The 16,861-nt window shown below is 67.4% G+C and carries 15 protein-coding genes; 5 read left to right on the plus strand and 10 right to left on the minus strand.

Features of this window, described 5'->3' with window-relative positions; all coding sequences use genetic code 11:
• Positions 1-6: 6 nt before the first annotated feature.
• From kduI to ACT535_RS07165, 5 genes are all read right to left on the minus strand, one after another.
• On the minus strand, positions 7-846 hold the full coding sequence (kduI, locus tag ACT535_RS07145; RefSeq protein WP_476363838.1) for a 5-dehydro-4-deoxy-D-glucuronate isomerase: 840 nt from the start codon (positions 844-846) through the stop codon (positions 7-9).
• Between the two features lie 29 nt (positions 847-875).
• On the minus strand, positions 876-2,156 hold the full coding sequence (locus tag ACT535_RS07150; RefSeq protein WP_476363839.1) for a TRAP transporter large permease: 1,281 nt from the start codon (positions 2,154-2,156) through the stop codon (positions 876-878).
• 15 nt (positions 2,157-2,171) lie between these two features.
• A complete protein-coding gene (locus tag ACT535_RS07155; RefSeq protein ID WP_476324042.1) occupies positions 2,172-2,747 on the minus strand; it encodes a TRAP transporter small permease in 576 nt (191 codons plus the stop codon).
• 58 nt (positions 2,748-2,805) lie between these two features.
• Positions 2,806-3,801: a TRAP transporter substrate-binding protein gene (locus ACT535_RS07160; RefSeq protein WP_476363840.1), complete on the minus strand. Its 996-nt coding sequence runs from the start codon at positions 3,799-3,801 to the stop codon at positions 2,806-2,808.
• An 81-nt stretch (positions 3,802-3,882) separates the two neighbouring features.
• Positions 3,883-5,415, minus strand: coding sequence for a UxaA family hydrolase (locus ACT535_RS07165; RefSeq protein WP_476363841.1), 1,533 nt, complete (start codon positions 5,413-5,415; stop codon positions 3,883-3,885).
• A gap of 203 nt (positions 5,416-5,618) precedes the next feature.
• Between ACT535_RS07165 and ACT535_RS07170 the strand changes: the two genes are divergently transcribed.
• From ACT535_RS07170 to ACT535_RS07180, 3 genes are read left to right on the plus strand one after another with little or no spacing between them, the layout of a single operon-like run.
• Positions 5,619-6,326: a GntR family transcriptional regulator gene (locus ACT535_RS07170; protein WP_476363842.1), complete on the plus strand. Its 708-nt coding sequence runs from the start codon at positions 5,619-5,621 to the stop codon at positions 6,324-6,326.
• Between the two features lie 5 nt (positions 6,327-6,331).
• Positions 6,332-7,744, plus strand: a complete 1,413-nt coding sequence (uxaC, locus tag ACT535_RS07175; protein ID WP_476363843.1) for a glucuronate isomerase — start codon at positions 6,332-6,334, stop codon at positions 7,742-7,744.
• Entirely contained in the window at positions 7,741-9,219 is a 1,479-nt protein-coding gene (locus ACT535_RS07180) for a mannitol dehydrogenase family protein (RefSeq protein ID WP_476363844.1), read from the plus strand. Before uxaC ends, ACT535_RS07180 begins: the two co-directional genes overlap by 4 nt.
• An 83-nt stretch (positions 9,220-9,302) precedes the next feature.
• Here ACT535_RS07180 and ACT535_RS07185 read toward each other — a convergent pair whose 3' ends face one another.
• From ACT535_RS07185 to ACT535_RS07205, 5 genes are all read right to left on the minus strand, one after another.
• On the minus strand, positions 9,303-9,806 hold the full coding sequence (locus tag ACT535_RS07185; protein ID WP_476363845.1) for a TIGR00645 family protein: 504 nt from the start codon (positions 9,804-9,806) through the stop codon (positions 9,303-9,305).
• A 133-nt stretch (positions 9,807-9,939) separates the two neighbouring features.
• Positions 9,940-10,830: a carbohydrate ABC transporter permease gene (locus ACT535_RS07190; RefSeq protein ID WP_168459875.1), complete on the minus strand. Its 891-nt coding sequence runs from the start codon at positions 10,828-10,830 to the stop codon at positions 9,940-9,942.
• Between the two features lie 49 nt (positions 10,831-10,879).
• Entirely contained in the window at positions 10,880-11,731 is an 852-nt protein-coding gene (locus ACT535_RS07195; protein ID WP_394078577.1) for a carbohydrate ABC transporter permease, read from the minus strand.
• Positions 11,732-12,060: 329 nt separating this feature from the next.
• Positions 12,061-13,374, minus strand: a complete 1,314-nt coding sequence (locus ACT535_RS07200; RefSeq protein WP_168459876.1) for an ABC transporter substrate-binding protein — start codon at positions 13,372-13,374, stop codon at positions 12,061-12,063.
• 115 nt (positions 13,375-13,489) lie between these two features.
• Positions 13,490-14,563, minus strand: coding sequence for a sn-glycerol-3-phosphate ABC transporter ATP-binding protein UgpC (locus tag ACT535_RS07205; protein ID WP_168459877.1), 1,074 nt, complete (start codon positions 14,561-14,563; stop codon positions 13,490-13,492).
• Positions 14,564-14,918: 355 nt separating this feature from the next.
• On the opposite strand from ACT535_RS07205, the gene ACT535_RS07210 reads away from it, so the two are divergent.
• Both ACT535_RS07210 and ACT535_RS07215 read left to right on the plus strand, forming a co-directional pair.
• Entirely contained in the window at positions 14,919-15,875 is a 957-nt protein-coding gene (locus ACT535_RS07210) for a 2-hydroxyacid dehydrogenase (protein ID WP_476363846.1), read from the plus strand.
• A gap of 107 nt (positions 15,876-15,982) precedes the next feature.
• Positions 15,983-16,762, plus strand: coding sequence for a protease inhibitor Inh/omp19 family protein (locus ACT535_RS07215; protein ID WP_476363847.1), 780 nt, complete (start codon positions 15,983-15,985; stop codon positions 16,760-16,762).
• Positions 16,763-16,861: the final 99 nt, after the last annotated feature.

The following is a 16,861-nucleotide window of genomic DNA, read 5'->3' on the forward strand; positions in this document are numbered from 1 at the left end:
CTCGGCTCACTTCAGCTGGTCCATGGCCACCATGTCCATGTCCGTATAGTCGATATTGTCGCCGCCCATGCCCCAGATGAAGGTGTAGGCGCGCGTGCCGCAGCCGGAATGGATGGACCAGGGCGGCGAGATCACCGCCTGCCCGTCGGCCACCACGATGTGCCGCGTCTGGTCGGGCTGGCCCATGAGATGGATGACGCGGGCGTCGGCCATGAGGTCGAAATAGAGATAGACCTCCGAGCGCCGGTCGTGGACGTGGCAGGGCATGGTGTTCCAGACATTGCCCTCGTCGAGCTGGGTCATGCCCATGACCAGCTGGCAGGAGGTCACCACATCAGGGTGGATCATCTGGTAGATGGTGCGGCGGTTGGCCGTGGCCACCTCGCCGAGCAGCATCTTCTTGGCTTCCGCGATGCGCACCACCTTGGTCTCATACCGCGCATGGGCAGGGGTGGAGAGGAGATAGAAGCGGGCCGGCGCATCGGGGCTGTCGGAGGTGAACAGCACTTCCTTCGTGCCCATGGGCACATAGATCGCATCCCGATGCCCGAGCGCATGGGGAACGCCATCGACGCGCACCTTGCCGGCACCGCCGATGTTGAAGACGCCCAGCTCCCGCCGGTCGAGGAAGTTCGGCGAGCCGATGGTCGCCTTGTCGCTCTCCAGCGCCAGCGGCACCGTGACCGGCATGGCGCCGCCGATGACGAAGCGCTCGACATGGCTGTAGGTGAGCAACACAAGGCCGGGCTCGAACAGGCGATCCACCAGATAGTTGCGCCTCAGCGCCTCGGTGTCGAAGCCGCGGGTGGCGTCCTGGTGATGCACATGGCGCACGTCGATCATCATGGGGGCAGACTTTCGGGGCAGTACGGGGACTAACGGAACAGGGCCGGCAGCCAGAGCGACACGGCCGGCACGTAGGTGACGATCATCAGCACCGCGATGGAGGCGCCGAAGAAGGGCCAGATGGTCTTCATCGCCTCGCCGATGGAGATCTTGCCCACCGCGCAGCCCACGAACAGCACCGAGCCCACGGGCGGCGTGTTCAGCCCGATGCCGGCGTTGAGGATCAGGATCACCCCGAAATGCACGGGATCGATGCCGAAGGCCTTCACCAGCGGCAGGAAGATCGGCGTGCAGATGATGATCATCGGCGCCATGTCCATGAAGGTGCCGAGGATGAGCAGGATGATGTTGATGAGCAGAAGGATGACATAGGGGTTGGACGAGACCGCCTGCATCATCTCGATGGTGGCCTTCGGCACCTGCAGGAAGGCCATGAGCCAGCCGAAGGACGCCGCCGTGCCGATGACGAGCAGCACCATGGCCGTGGTTCGCACCGCGCCGAGCGTCGCCTCGACGAAGTCCGCCCAGTGCATCTCGCGGTAGACGAGGGTGGTCACCAGCAGTGCATAGATGACGGCGATGCAGGAGCTTTCGGTGGCGGTGAAGATGCCCGAGCGCACGCCACCGAAGATGATGCCGATGAGCATGATGCCGGGGATGGCCGCCACCACCGAGCGCAGCACCGCATACCAGCCCGGAAAGGTGCCGGCCGGATAGCCGCGATTGCGCGCCACCACATAGGCCGTAATCATCAGCGCCGCGGCGAGCAGGATGCCCGGCATGATGCCCGCAGTGAACAGGTCGGCGATGGAGATGGTGCCGCCCGCCGACAGGGAATAGATGATCATGTTGTGGGACGGCGGGATCATCAGCGCGATGATGGCCGAATTCACCGTCACGTTGACCGCATAGTCCTTGGCATAGCCGTGGCGCGCCATCTGCGGGATCATGATGCCGCCGATGGCCGAGGCATCCGCCACCGCCGAGCCGGAGATGCCGCCGAACAGGGTGGAGGCCACCACGTTCACCTGGCCGAGCCCGCCGCGCAGATGCCCCACGAGGCTCGCCGCCATGCCGATGAGCCGGTCGGCGATGCCGCCGCGCATCATCAGGTCACCGGCGAAGATGAAGAAGGGGATCGCCAGCATGGAGAAGGCGTTCATGCCCGAATTCAGCTGCTGGAACACCACCACCGGCGGCAGGTCGAGATAAAGCACGGTCGCGAGCGAGGCGAGACCGAGGCAGAAGGCCACCGGCGTGCCGATGACGAGGAGCAGCGCGAAGACGCCGAAGAGGATGGTGATGGCCATGGGTCTTTTCCGGCGTCATTCCACGGTGTGGACATGGGCGAGCGGCACTTCCGGCACCCGTCCCTCGGTGAGGTCGGTGAGCAGCCGCTCGAACGAGAACAGGCAGATGAGCGCGCCGCCGCCCACCAGCGGCAGGTAGTCGACGCCCTGGGGCAGGTCCACGCCCGCCATCTTGGCGCTCCAGGTGCCCATGGCGAGGTCCCAGCCGTACCAGCCCATGGCCGCGCCGAAGCCCATGACGAGGATGTGGGTGGTGATCTCCATGGCCCGCCGCACCGGCGGCGTGGCGAAGTGGAGGCCGATCTCGAAGCCGAGATGCATGTTCTCGCGCACGCCCACCGCGGCGCCGAGCAGGATGAACCAGCTCATCAGGAGCAGGGAGAGCGGCTCGGTCCAGCTCGGCGAGGCGTTCAGCACATAGCGGCCGATCACCTGCCAGAACACCGCCGCCGTCATGGCGACGAGCCCGGCGCCGGAGATCCACAGCGCGACCGCGGACAGCAGGCGGACCACCCGCCTCAAGGCGATGAGCGGCACCGGCCTTTCGGCCTCGGCGCCCCTGCCGGAACGTTCGCTGGACTTGATGGTCATGCCGCTGCGCCTCCCCGGACAATGACCGGGCCGCGCGGGCCCGGCCGGTGCCGCGCCTTCAGTTCACCGCCCGGATGCGGGCGACGAGGTCCTTCATCTTGTCGGTGGTGACGAACTTGTCGTAGACCGGCTTCATCGCATCGATGAAGGGCTTCTTGTCCACCTCGTTGATGATGGCGCCGCCCTTGACCACGTGATCCTTGGCCTCGATGTCGCGCTTGGCCCAGAGCTCTCGCATCTTCTTGGTCGCCTCAAGCCCGGCTTCCTTGAACATCTTCTGGTCATCGGGGCTCAGCTTGTCGAAGGCGCGCTTCGACATCACGAACACCTCCGGCGCCAGCGAATGCTCGGTAAGCGAATAATATTTCGCCACCTCGTAATGCTTCACGGAATCATAGGAGGGATAATTGTTCTCGGCGCCGTCCACGAGGCCGGTCTGCAGGCCGGAGTAAAGCTCGCCGAAGGGCATGGGCGTCGCGTTGGCGCCTAGCGCGTTGATCATCGCGATGAACAGGTCCGACTGCTGCACGCGGATCTTCATGCCCTTCATGTCGTCGAGCGTCTTGATGGGCTTCTTGGAATTGTACATGGAGCGGGCGCCCGAATCGAAGAAGCCCAGCACCACGAGGCCGTGCGGCTCGAAGGCCTTGGCGATCTCCGCGCCGATGGGGCCGTCCACCACCTTGTACATGTGCTCGGTGGAGCGGAACAGGAACGGCATGCCGAGCACCGCCGTCTCCGGGATCAGATTGTTGAACGGCGCGGTGTTGACGCGATTGAGATCGATGACGCCGAAGCGCGTCTGCTCGATGGTGTCCTTCTCGCCGCCGAGCTGGCCGGAGGAGAAGACCTGCACCTTGTACTTGCCGTTCGACTTCTTCTCGATGATCTCGCCGAAATACTTCACGGATTCGACGGTGGGATAGCCATCCGGATGGATGTCGGCGGAGCGCAGCGTGGTCTGCGCCATCGCCGGGAGCGCAAGGCCCGGCAGCGCCAGGCTCGAGAGCGCGAAAGCTACGGCGCGGGCGGTCAGTCGGCGTCGGGTCAGCATGGGCGTTCTCCCTGAGTGTCTGACGGATTTTTCCGTTTATTGCGGCCTTTCCGGCCGTTCACTTCCAATGGGCGCGGCGGCCTACATCACCGCGCCGATCTGCCAGGGCACGAACTCGGCATCGCCGTAGCCCAGCTCCTCGGACTTGGTGTGGGCGCCGGAGGCAACCGCCAGCACGGTGTCGAAGATCTCGCGGCCCTTTTCTTCCAGCGACACGCCGTCGAGCACATCGCCGCAATTGATGTCCATGTCTTCTTCCATCCGGCGATAGATATCGGAATTGGTTGCGAGCTTGATGGAGGGGGTGGGCTTGGCGCCGAAGGCGGAGCCGCGGCCGGTGGTGAAGCAGATCACGTTCGCCCCGCCTGCCACCTGGCCGGTGGCGGCCACCGGATCGTAGCCGGGGGTATCCATGAAGACGAAGCCGGCATCCGTCACCGGCTCGGCATATTCATAGACTGCGCGCAGCGTGGAGGAGCCGCCCTTGGCGGCGGCACCGAGGGACTTTTCCAGAATGGTGGTGAGCCCGCCGGCCTTGTTGCCGGGCGAGGGATTGTTGTTCATCTCCCCCGCGTTGCGGGCCGTGTAGTCTTCCCACCACTTGATGCGGGCGACCAGCTTTTCCCCGACCTCGCGGGTCGCGGCGCGGCGGGTGAGCAGGTGCTCGGCACCATAGATTTCCGGCGTTTCGGAGAGAATGGACGTGCCGCCCTGCGCCACCAGCAGGTCGGAGGCGACCCCCAGCGCGGGATTGGCGGTGAGGGCCGAATAGCCGTCCGAACCGCCGCATTGAAGCGCCAGCACGATCTCGGATGCCGGCCGCGCCTCCCGCCGCGCGGAGGCGGCGCGGGGCGCCATCTCCTTCAGCGTGCCGAGGATATGCTCCACCGTGCGACGCGTACCGCCCTCGTCCTGGATGGTGAGGGTGCGGAAGCCGTCCGCCTCCTCCACCCCGTATTCCTGTTTGAAGCGGGCGATCTGGAACATCTCGCAGCCGAGCCCCACCATCACCACGGCGGCGAAGTTGGGATGGGTGGCGTAGCCCCACAGGGTGCGCGAGAGCACGTCGTAGCCCTCGCCCTTGGAGGCCATGCCGCAACCGGTGCCATGGATGATGGGCACGATGCCGTCGATATCAGGAAAGTCGGCGAGGATGCCGGAACGCTCGGCCGCCTGCGCCGCGAACCGCGCCACCGAGGCCGAGCAGTTCACGCTGGTGAGGATGCCGAGATAATTGCGCGTGCCGGTGCGTCCGTTGGAGCGGCGAAAGCCCATGAAGTGCGCGCGCTCGGCCTCCGGCAGCAGCGCATCGTCCCGGGCGTCGGCCGCAAAGGCGTAGTCGCGGGCGAAATCGTGCAGCACCACATTGTGGGTGTGGATGTGGGCGCCCGGGGCGATGTCTTCGCTGGCAAAGCCGATGATCTGGCCGAACTTCACCACCGGCGCGCCGGCTGGAATGGGCTCGATGGCCACCTTGTGGCCGCGCGGGATCCGCTGGGTGGCGACGACGCCCGCGACCGAGCCGCCGGGCGCGACCTCGTCCAGCGCCACCGCCAGATTGTCCTTCGCAGAAAGCCGAAGGGTGCGCGGCGCGATGCCCGCCTCCATCCCCATGAGCACGTCTCCCCGACCCTTGTCCCCGGCCCCGTCGAGCCTGCGCCTTCGTTGACGCCCTTGATATGCTAATATATTAGTACGGCAGATGCCGCAAGAGCAGGCCAGGAGCGGGCAGAGTACCGGGGGAGGCAGAAACGGTGGTGGCGACGGGGGCGGATCTCAGGCGCAGGCCGGCGCTTCGCAGCGAAAATGTCCGCGCGGTGCCGGCGTCGTCGCGCATCCACGCCGCCCTGCGCGACGACATCGTGGCCATGACCCTTCCGCCCGGCGCGCCGCTGCAGGAAAAGCAGATCGCCCTCGCCTATGGGGTCAGCCGCACGCCGGTGCGCGAGGCCATCCTGAAGCTGGCGGACGAGCGGCTGGTGGACATCTTCCCCCAGTACGGCACCTTCGTCTCGCGCATCTCGGTGCCCGAGGTGCGCGACGCCATGATCATCCGCAACGCGCTGGAGCGCACGAGCGTGCGGGAGGCCGCGGCCCATGTGGCGACGCTGCCGGAGAAGGCCCGCCGGGTGGTGATGGCGCCGCTCCTCGCCACCCTGCGCCAGCAGCGCGCCGCCCACCGCGCCGGGGCGCTGGCGGAGTTCCATGCCGCCGACGAGGCCTTCCACCAGATCATCGCGGAGCTCGCCGGCCACCCCAACATCTGGCGGGTCATAAGGCAGGAGAAGGCGCACGTGGACCGCTGCCGCCTCCTCACTTTGCCCTCCCCCCAGCGGCGCGCCAGCGTCATCGCCGAGCACCAGAGCGTGGCCGACGCCATCGGCGCGGGCGATGCGGATGGCGCGGAAAAGGCCATGGCCGCCCATCTCGGCCGGGTCATCCCCAGCGTCGAGGATCTGGGCGCCGCCCATCCCGATTATTTCGAGGCGGAAGGCGCGCCCGCCGATGCCGTGAACGCGAGGTGAGTCCCGTGTCCAGCCTCCTCCATCCCGACCGCCTGCTCCCCGCAGACCCGTCCGTGCGCGCGGTGGCGCGCCGGCTCTATGCGGAGGTGGAGGCGCTGCCCATCGTCTCGCCCCACGGCCACACCGACCCGCGTTGGTACGCCTTCAACGAGAATTTTCCTGATCCCGCGCGCCTCTTCGTGGTGCCGGACCATTATGTGTTCCGGATGCTCTACTCTCAGGGCATCCCGCTGGAAAATCTCGGCGTTCCCCGCGCCGACGGCGGCGAGACGGAGCAGGACGGGCGGGCCATCTGGCGGCTGTTCGCGGCGAACTACCATCTGTTCCGGGGCACCCCCACGCGGGCGTGGCTGGACCATGCCTTCGCCACCCTGTTCGGGCTGGAGGAGCGGCTGAGCGAGAAGAACGCGGATGCCGCCTACGACCTCATCGCCGAAAAGCTCCAGCAGGAGGCCTTCCGCCCCCGCGCCCTGTTCGAGCGCTTCAACATCGAGGTGATCGCCACCACCGAGAGCCCGCTCGACGACCTCTCCGCCCATGCGGAAATCCGCGCCAGCGGCTGGAGCGGACGCGTCGTCACCGCCTATCGGCCCGATCCGGTGGTGGACCCGGAATTCGAGGGCTTCACCGCCAATCTCGCGCGCTTCGGCGAGATCACCGGCGAGGACACCCTCTCCTGGTCGGGCTATCTCGCCGCCCACCGCAAGCGCCGCGCCTTCTTCAAGACATTCGGCGCCACCTCCTCCGACCACGGCCACCCCACCGCCGCGACCTTCGACCTGCCGCCGCAGGAGGCCGAGGCGCTGTTCCGCCGTGTCACCGGCAATGCCCCGGTGAGGGCGCAGGACGCCGAGCTGTTCCGCGGCCAGATGCTCACCGAGATGGCGCGCATGAGCCTGGAGGACGGGCTGGTGATGCAGATCCATCCCGGCGCGGTGCGCAACCACAACGGACAGATCTTCGCCCGCTTCGGCCGGGACAAGGGGGCGGACATCCCCTCCCCCACCGAATATGTTCGCGCGCTGAAGCCGCTGCTCGACCGCTTCGGCAACGAAGCCGGCCTCACCATCATCCTGTTCACCCTGGACGAGACGAGCTATGCGCGGGAGCTGGCCCCGCTCGCCGGCCATTATCCGGCGCTGCGGCTCGGCCCGGCGTGGTGGTTCCACGACAGCCCGGAGGGCATGAAGCGCTTCCGCGCCATGACCACGGAGACTGCGGGCTTCTACAACACGGTGGGCTTCAACGACGACACCCGCGCCTTCCCCTCCATTCCGGCCCGGCACGACGTGGCGCGGCGCATCGATTGCGGCTTCCTCGCCGAACTCGTCTGCGAGCATCGCCTGGACGAGGACGAGGCGGTGGAGGTGGCGCGCGACCTCGCCTATGGCCTCGCCAAGAAGGCCTACAAGCTTTGAGCCCCCGGCTCTCGCTTTCCACCCTCACCGACCTGCCCGCCGCCGTCGCCCGCCCGGCCTATGACATCGCGGCAGCGGAGGTGGGGGTGGTGCATCTGGGCGTCGGCGCCTTCCACCGCGCCCATCAGGCGGCCTATCTCGATGCCATCCTCTCGCACGGGCACACGGGCTGGGCCATCTGCGGCGCCAGCCTGCGCTCGCCTGACACCTCCGATGCGCTCGATCCGCAGGATGGCCTCTATACGCTCGCCGAGCGCTCGGGCGCGGGGGACAAGCTGCGCGTCATCGGATCGCTGCGCCGGCTGCTGGTGGCGCCGCGCGATCCGGAGGCTTTGCTTTCCGCCATGTGCGATCCGCGCGTGCGCATCGTTACCCTCACCGTCACCGAAAAGGGCTATTGCCACGATCCCGCCTCGGGCACGCTGGACGAGGCGCACCCGGACATCCGCGCCGATCTAGCGAACCCGCACCGGCCGGTGAGCGCGCCCGGCTATCTGGTGGAGGCCCTCGCCCGTCGACGCGCCGCCGGCGTCGCCCCCTTCACCGTACTCACCTGCGACAACCTCCCGGCCAACGGGAAGACCGTGGCGCGGGTGACGGCCCGCCTCGCGACCCTGCGCAATGATGATCTCGGCCGCTTCGTCGCCGGCGAGGTCGCCTTCCCCTCCACCATGGTGGACCGCATCGTCCCCGCCACCACGGACGAGGACCGGGCGCTGGTCGCCGCCGGTCTCGGGCTTGAGGATGCGTGGCCGGTGATGGCCGAACCCTTCACCCAGTGGGTTGTGGAAGACCGTTTCCCCCTCGGCCGGCCGCCTCTGGAGGAGGTGGGGGTGGAACTGGTGTCGGACGTGGAGCCGTTCGAGCACATGAAGCTGCGCCTGCTGAACGGCGCCCATTCCACCCTCGCCTATCTCGGGTATCTCGCGGGCCACGCCACCATCGCCGACACCATGGCCGTGCCCGCCTTTGCCCGGCTCGTGGCGCGCCTGCAGGACGAGGAGGTGACGCCGACCCTTCACCTGCCGGCGGGCGTGGACGTGGCCGCGTACAAAAGGGCGCTGCGCGAACGATTCGCCAATCCGGCCCTCAGGCACCGCACGTGGCAGATCGCCATGGATGGTTCCCAGAAGCTGCCCCAGCGCCTCGTCGCCACCGCCCGCGACCGGCTGGCGACCGGAGCGCCCATCCCGCTCCTCGCCCTCGGCGTCGCCGGCTGGATGCGCTACGTGAGCGGGCGGGACGAGCAGGGAAATGCCATCGACGTGCGCGATCCCCTCGCCGCTCGCTTGAAGGCGCTGGCGGACGAGGCCGGCCTCGATGCGACGCGCCTCGCCCCGGCGCTTCTCTCTGTGCGGGAAGTGTTCGCCGATCTCGGCGCCGACCCGCGCTTTGCCGGCCCCGTTCGCAACGCCCTCGCCCGCCTCATGGCGCATGGCGCTGCGGCGACGGTGGAGGAGATGGCGGGCGGGTGAGTTTAAGCCCGCGCGGCGCCTGAGCGAGCCGTCTCGGCGCCGGTCAGAACCGGGGCCGATGGCAGACAAGGCCCGCGCGCCGCTCAGTGCTTGTTGTTGGAGAGCTTGTCCGACCAGGCGAGGACGAGGCTCGAGCCCACGAACACCACATGGATGATGACGAGCCATGTCAGCGTGTTCTCGCTCATGTTCCCCTTGTCGAGATTCATGAACGCCTTGAGCAGCTGGATGGCCGAGATCGCGACGATGGACGCCAGCAGCTTCTGCTTCAGGCCGGTGAAGTCCACCCGCGTCATCCAGTCCGGCCAGTCGGGATGGCCGTCGGGATCGATCTTCGAGACGAAGTTCTCGTAGCCGGAGAAGATGACGATTACCACGAGGTTGCAGGTGAGCGTCAGGTCCACGAGGGCCAGGATGCCGAGGATGATGTCGCTCTCGGTGGCCGAGACGGCGTGCAGAACGAAGTGCAGCAGTTCGTGACCGAACTTGAACAGCAGCACCAGCATGCCCACGACGAGGCCGACATAAAAGGGCGCGAGAATCCAGCGGCTGCGGAACAAGATCCCTTCGATCACGCGCTCGAGCATCCCCACCCCCCGCTTTCAGCGGCGCATGATGCACCGCAACGAGCCGCGGCAAGGGGTGCCACGGCGCGCGCGCAAGGGCAAGCGGACAATTGGCGTTCGGGCGAGGGGGACGCCGCGACCGAAAAGGCGTGCCCTACTCCTTCACCGCTCCGGTCATGGACGAGACGTAATAGTCCACGAAGAAGGAATAGAGGATCACCACCGGCAGCGAGCCGATGAGGGCCCCGGCCATCAGCGATCCCCACTCATACACGTCCGAGCGCACCAGCTCGGTGAGCACGCCCACCGGCACGGTCTTGTTCTCCGACGACTGGATGAAGGTGAGGGCGTAGATGAACTCGTTCCACGACAGGGTGAAGGAGAAGATGCCCGCCGAGATCAGCCCCGGCACCGAGAGCGGCAGCAGCACCTTGATGAGGATCTGCCAGCGTGAGGCGCCGTCCACCAGCGCGCATTCCTCCAGCTCGAACGGGATGGAGCGGAAGTAGCCCATCAGCAGCCAGGTGGAGAAGGGCACGAGGAAGGTGGGATAGGTGAGGATCAGCGCCAGCTTGGTGTCGTAGATGCCGAGGCCGAACACCATGATGGCGAGCGGGATGAACAGGATCGACGGCGGCACCAGATAGGCGAGAAAGATACCGAGGCCCACCCAGCGCGAGCCGTTGAAGCGCAGGCGCTCGATGGCATAGGCCGCGAACACGCTGGTCACCAGCGAGATGACCGTGGCCGCCACCGAGATGTAGACCGTGTTCCACAGCCAGTGCGGATAGGAGGTCTCGAACAGGAGATACTTGATGTGCTCCAGCGTCGGCTGCACCACCCAGAGCGGGGAGTAGTTGTTGTAATCGGTGAGCTGGAAGTTCGGTTTGATGGCGGTGATGGCCATCCAGTAGAACGGGAACAGCAGCACGAAGACGAAGATGATGAGCGGCAGGATCACCGTGACGATCCGCCGGGGCAGGCTGTCGAGATAGCTCATGCCCGTGGAATTGTCGGTCATCTGAACGGGTTGGGGCTGGGCCATGGTGGTCCTCGCAGAATTGGGGGGCGGCGCGCGGGCTTGAAGGGCGGGCTCAGTCGGCCCCGCCCTGCTGCCACTTGCGGCGCTGCAGGCCGAAATAGCTGAACAGGATCGCCGCCAGCAGGAAGGGGATCATGGCCACCGCGATGGCCGCGCCCTCGCCCAGCGAGCCGCCGGGAATGGCGCGTTGGAAGGAGAGCGTCGCCATGAGGTGGGTGGAGTTCAGAGGACCGCCGCGGGTGAGCACGTAGATGAGCTGGAAGTCGGTGAAGGTGAACAGCACCGAGAAGGTCATCACCACCGCGATGATCGGCGAGAGCATGGGCAGCGTGATGTAGCGGAAGCGCTGCCAGTTGGTGGCGCCGTCCAGCGTGGCCGCCTCGTGCAGCGAAGGCGAGATGGTCTGCAGGCCCGCCAGCAGCGAGATGGCGACGAAGGGAATGCCGCGCCAGACATTGGCCGCGATGACCGAGGCGCGGGCGTTGGTGACGTCGCCGAGGAAGTTGATGGGCGCGGAGATGAGCCCCATCTTGATGAGCGCCCAGGAGATGATCGAATACTGGCTGTCGAAGATCCACCAGAAGGCGATGGCCGAGAGCACGGTGGGCACCACCCACGGCAAGAGCACCACGGCGCGGAAGAAGGCCTTGAACGGCAGGTTTTCGTTCAGCAGCAGCGCCAGCCACAGGCCGAGGGCGAACTTCAGGATCGAGGCGGCGATGGTGTAGAGGAGCGTGTTGAACACCACCAGCCAGAACAGGCTGTCGCCCCAGAGCGATTCATAGTTCTCAAGGCCGATGAACACGCCCTCGCGGCCGATGCGCGTGTCGGTAAAGCCGAGCCACACGCCGAGGCCAAGGGGATAGGTGAGGAAGAACAGGAGGAACACGGCCGCCGGCACCATGAAGGCGATGCCGAGCACATGCCGGCCCTGCCCGATGCCGGCCCAGAAGGACCGCTTGTGGGTCGGCTCAGCCGCTGCGACGTTGGCCATGGATGGGTCTCCGGAAGCTTGTCTTTCTGACTCGAAGACCCTCTCCCCTTGCGGGAGAGGGTGGATCGCGGCGCAGCCGCGAGACGGGGTGAGGGGGTTGCTCCCCCATCCCGCACCGGCCCCCTCACCCCCAGCCCCTCTCCCGCCCGAACTCGGCTGCTGCCGAGTTCGGTTCGTGAAAGGCGAAGTCGGCAACTGCCGACTTCGAGGGGGAGAGGGGAGGAGGCATCAGTCCCGCCTCAGCGGTAGATGCGCTCGGCGCGCTGCTGGGCGCGCTTGGCGGCTTCCTCGGGCGTGCGCTGGCCGGTGGAGGCTTCCGCCACCATGTCCACCACGATCCAGTCGGCCATGGCCGCGGCCGACTTCGGCCCCAGCGGGCCGGCGTAGCCGTTGGGCTGCAGCGTCTCGGAGGCCACCGCATAGGCGGCGTGGATGGGCTTGGAGGTCCACACCGGGTTGTTGGCGAAGCTCTTCAGCGTCTGGCAGCAATAGGCGCTCGCGCCGGTCAGCCAGGCATTGTACTGGTCGGCCTGGAACATGAAGGCGAGATAGGCCTGCGCCGCCTTGGGGAACTTCGAATACTTGAAGATGCAGGCGGTGGTCGTCTGGTGCAGTTCCACCTTCTTGCCCACCGGGCCGACGGGGAAGTTGGTGGACTTCATGTCCGCCGCCATGTCGGCGAGCTTGGGATCGTTGGCCGCGGCGTAATAGATCGACACGCCATTGGCCGTCACCGACAGGTCACCGGCGATGAAGGCGCGGTTGTTGTTGACGTCGAGCCAGCTCTCGGTGCCGGGAATGAAGGTCTTGTACAGCTCGGCGGCATACTTCAGCGCGGCGACGGTCTCCGGCGAGTTGATGACCACCTTGCTGTTCTCGTCCACCATCTTGCCGCCGTGGCTCCACAGCACCCAGTGGCAGTAGTTGTTGCCGTCGCCCACGCCATGGCCCAGCGTGAAGCCCATGGGGTGGTTGTTGGCCTTGAGCGCCTTGCCGAGTTCGAGAAGGCCCTTGGTGTCCTTCGGGAATTCGGAGAAGCCGGCCTGCTTCACCCAGCTGTCGCGATAGACCACTGCGTTGCCGATGGTGGCGAGCGGCAGGCCGACGAAGCGGCCGTTGACCTTCGCATACACCTCGTTGCCGGGATAATAGCCGCCATACTGCTTGGCGAGGCCGGTGGCGAGGTCGGTCACATCGAGCAGCTTGTCGGGATATTGCTGGGCGTCGTCGAACCACACCCACACGATATCCGGGCCGGAGCCCACGTTGGCGGCGACGGCGGCCTTGGGACGGATGTCCTCCCAGCTCTCCTTGTCGATGCGCACCTCGATGCCGGTGGCCTCGGTGAACTTCTTGGTGTTGGCGATCCAGGCGTCTTCTTCGCCCTTCACGAACGGCGACCAGCGCAGCAGGCGGAGGGAGGCGCCGGCCTCCGGCTCGAACTTGGCGACAGCCTGGGCGATGGCCTCCTTGGTGGAGAGCATGGGCAGGGCCATGGCGCCGGCCGCAAGGCCCGCGCCGCCCATGAGAAGGTCACGTCTGGAAATGGTCATTGGTCTTCCTCCCGTGAAGCGTTTCCTTGAAGGACGGGCCGTTTCGGACGGTGTGTCTCGAACGGTCTTCTTTCCCCCTGAGCGTGCCGGTGGCCCGGCACGGTAACCGACCGTGTCAGAGCCGACTGCCGGTCGCCTCGTCAAAAAGATGTGTGAGGCCCGGCTGCGGCGCGATACGGATCGTCTCGCCGGGGCTGAAGCTCAGCCGCTCGCGGAACAGGCAGGTGATCTCCTGCGCCGCGGCGCCTTCGCCGAGGCGGGCGACGACCAGGATTTCCGAGCCGGTGGGCTCGGTGACGACCACCTGCGCCGGCACGCCATTGGGATCGAGCCGGATGTGCTCGGGACGCAGGCCGTAGACCACCTTCTGGCCGTCGGCGAGGCCCTGCGCGTCCGGCAGGGGCACCTCGACGCCGCTGTCGGTCACCAGCATGGGATTGGCGCCGAGCCGCACCTTGCCCTTCACGAAGTTCATGGAGGGCGAGCCGATGAAGCCGGCGACGAACTGGTTGGCGGGCCGGTCATAGAGATCGAGCGGGGCGCCGATCTGCTCCACGATGCCGTCGTGCATCACCACGATCTTGTCGGCCATGGTCATGGCCTCGATCTGGTCGTGGGTGACGTAGACGGTGGTGGTCTTCAGCCGCTGGTGCAGCTCCTTGATCTCGGTGCGCATCTGCACGCGCAGCTGGGCGTCGAGATTGGAGAGCGGCTCGTCGAACAGGAACACCTGCGGATCGCGCACGATGGCGCGGCCCATGGCGACGCGCTGGCGCTGGCCGCCGGAGAGCTGGCGGGGGTAGCGGTCGAGCAGCTTGGTGAGGTTCAGAATCCCGGCGGCGCGCTGCACCCGGCTCTCGATCTCGGATTTGGGGGCTTTGCGCAGCTTGAGCGAGAAGCCCATGTTGTCCGCCACCGTCATGTGCGGATAGAGCGCGTAGTTCTGGAACACCATGGCGATGTCCCGTTCCTTCGGCGGCATCTCGTTGATGACGCGATTGCCGATCAGGATCTCGCCGCCGGAGATGTTCTCAAGGCCGGCGATCATGCGCAGCAGCGTGGACTTTCCACAGCCCGAGGGGCCGACCAGGACCACGAACTCGCCGTCGCGGATGTCCACGTCCACGCCATGGATGACCTGCGTCGACCCATAGGCCTTCTTCACACCGCGAATGTCCACGGTCGCCATGCAGCGTCCTCTCCCCTCGCCGTTTCCTCGCGCCGCATGGGGGCTCTTTGAGCCTTGCCCGATGCGGCCGCACCATTCTTGGGCCGGAACAGACCTCCGGCCGTCGCCCCTTCCGGAACGCGGCGCGATCATGGTGCGAGGCGAGAACGGGATCAAGTGGAAATTTAAAACGATTGAAGCTCCATTGGACGAAGGTCGGAGATGGGGCTAGACATAGCCGTCCCGCGGATGAGGCCGCCGTTTCCGGTCGCGCGCCGCGGGCATCGGCGCGGGGTTCGCGGGGCGCCGCTCCCGCCTGCCCGCCGGTGACCATCCCGTTTCTTCCCTGCCCAGCCGCCAAAGCGGAGACCTGACCATGACCGATGCCGCCCGCCCGGCCCTGCTCCTCACCGGCCCCGTGATGGAGGAGGTCGTCGAGCGCCAGCTTGCCGGCCGCTTCACCCTGGTGCCGCTGGATGACCTGAATGAGAGCAACGCCGGCGCGGTCGAGGCCATCGCCACCCGCGGCAAGGTGAAGGTGGACGACGCGCTCATGGCGCGCCTGCCCAACCTCAAGATCGTCAGCAATTTCGGCGTCGGCTACGACACGGTGGACGCGGCGGCGGCGGCAAAGCGGGGCGTCATCGTCACCAACACGCCGGACGTGCTGAACGAGGAGGTGGCCGACCTCACCCTCGGCCTGCTGCTCGCCACCGTGCGGCAGCTTCCGCAGGGCGACCGATTCGTGCGCGCCGGCCAGTGGACAAAGGGCGCCTATCCGCTCGGCCCCACCTTGCGCGACCGCACGGTCGGCATCCTCGGCATGGGCCGCATCGGCAAGGCCATCGCCAGGCGGCTGGAAGCCTTCTCCGTGCCCGTCGTCTATCACAGCCGGCGTCCGCAGACGGACGTGGCCTATCGCCATTATCCGGACCTCAAGGAGATGGCGCGGGCAGTGGACGTGCTGGTGGCGATTCTTCCCGGCGGTCCGGCGACGCGCCACATCGTCAACACCGAGGTGCTTGAGGCCCTCGGCGCCAACGGCATCTTCATCAACGTGGCGCGCGGCACCGTGGTGGACGAGGCGGCGCTGCTCGCGGCGCTTAAGTCGCGCACCATCCTCGCCGCGGGCCTCGACGTGTTCGAGGACGAGCCCAACGTGCCGGAGGCCTTCTTCGCCCTCGACAATGTGGTGCTGCTGCCGCACGTGGGCTCCGCCACCCACTACACCCGCGCCGCCATGGGGCAATTGGTGGTGGACAACATCCTTGCCTTCTTCGACGGCAAGGGGCCGCTGACCCCCGTCGCCGAGACGCCCTGGCCGCGCGGCTGACGCCATCGATCCGGTGCGCCACGCCGGTCATAGGCAGGCGCGCGCGCCTGATGATCCCCCGCCCGCGCGGTGCTAGACTCGCCGCGTTGGTCGTCGTGGAGGGCAGCATGGCGCATCGGAACGAATTTCCGCAGGTTCGGGGGGTCCGTGGCGCCCTGTGCGCCGCGCTCCTCGCCAGCCTTGCCGCGACCAGCCCGGCCCTCGCCCAGAAGGCCGATCCTGCCGCAAAGCCTGCGCCCGCCGCAGCCCCGAAGCTCGATCCCGCCGTGCGTGAGGCGGCGGCCCGCATGGCGGCGCCGTTCCGGCTCGCCAGCGCCGACGGATCACGCGGCTGCGCTTTCGCCCTGAAGCCCGACGCCGCCGGCCCCGGCCTCGCGGTGGAGTTCGACCGCCCCGCCTGCGCCGATATCGGCTTTTCCGCGCAGGTGGTCGCCTGGCTGCCCGACCCCTCCGGCTCCATCCGCCTTCTTAACGCGCAGGGCCGCACCGTGGCCGAGTTCACCGAGGGCGCGGGCGGCAGCTACGAGGCGCTGCGCGAGGGCGACGGGGTGTATTTCCTCGCCAATCCGGCCCTGGCCGACGGCACCGAGCTGAAGCCCGAGGAAGTGGTGGGCGAATGGGACCTCGCCCGGCAGGCCGGCGCGCCCGTGTGCCGGGTGACGCTGCTCGATGCCCCCGCCAAGGGCGGCGGCTTCCGCCTGAACATCGCCAGCGGCTGCGATGCGGCGCTGCTGCGCTTCGGACCGACCGCCTGGGACATCGAGGGCGGCAACATCCTCGTCCGTGGCGAAGGCGGCGCCTCGGTGATCCGCTTCGCCCGGCAGGAGGACGGCGGCTGGGCCCGCACGCCCGAGCGCGGGCGCCCGCTTCTGATGACGCGGCCCTGACCCATCGCCATCGCGCGCCCGGTTGCGCTGGGGAAGCGGCCCCGGCGGCTTTCCGAGTCACCGCCCTGAGTCACCTGTGTGACAATGCGTGTGATCGGA

This window comes from Xanthobacter sp. DMC12, assembly GCF_056314105.1.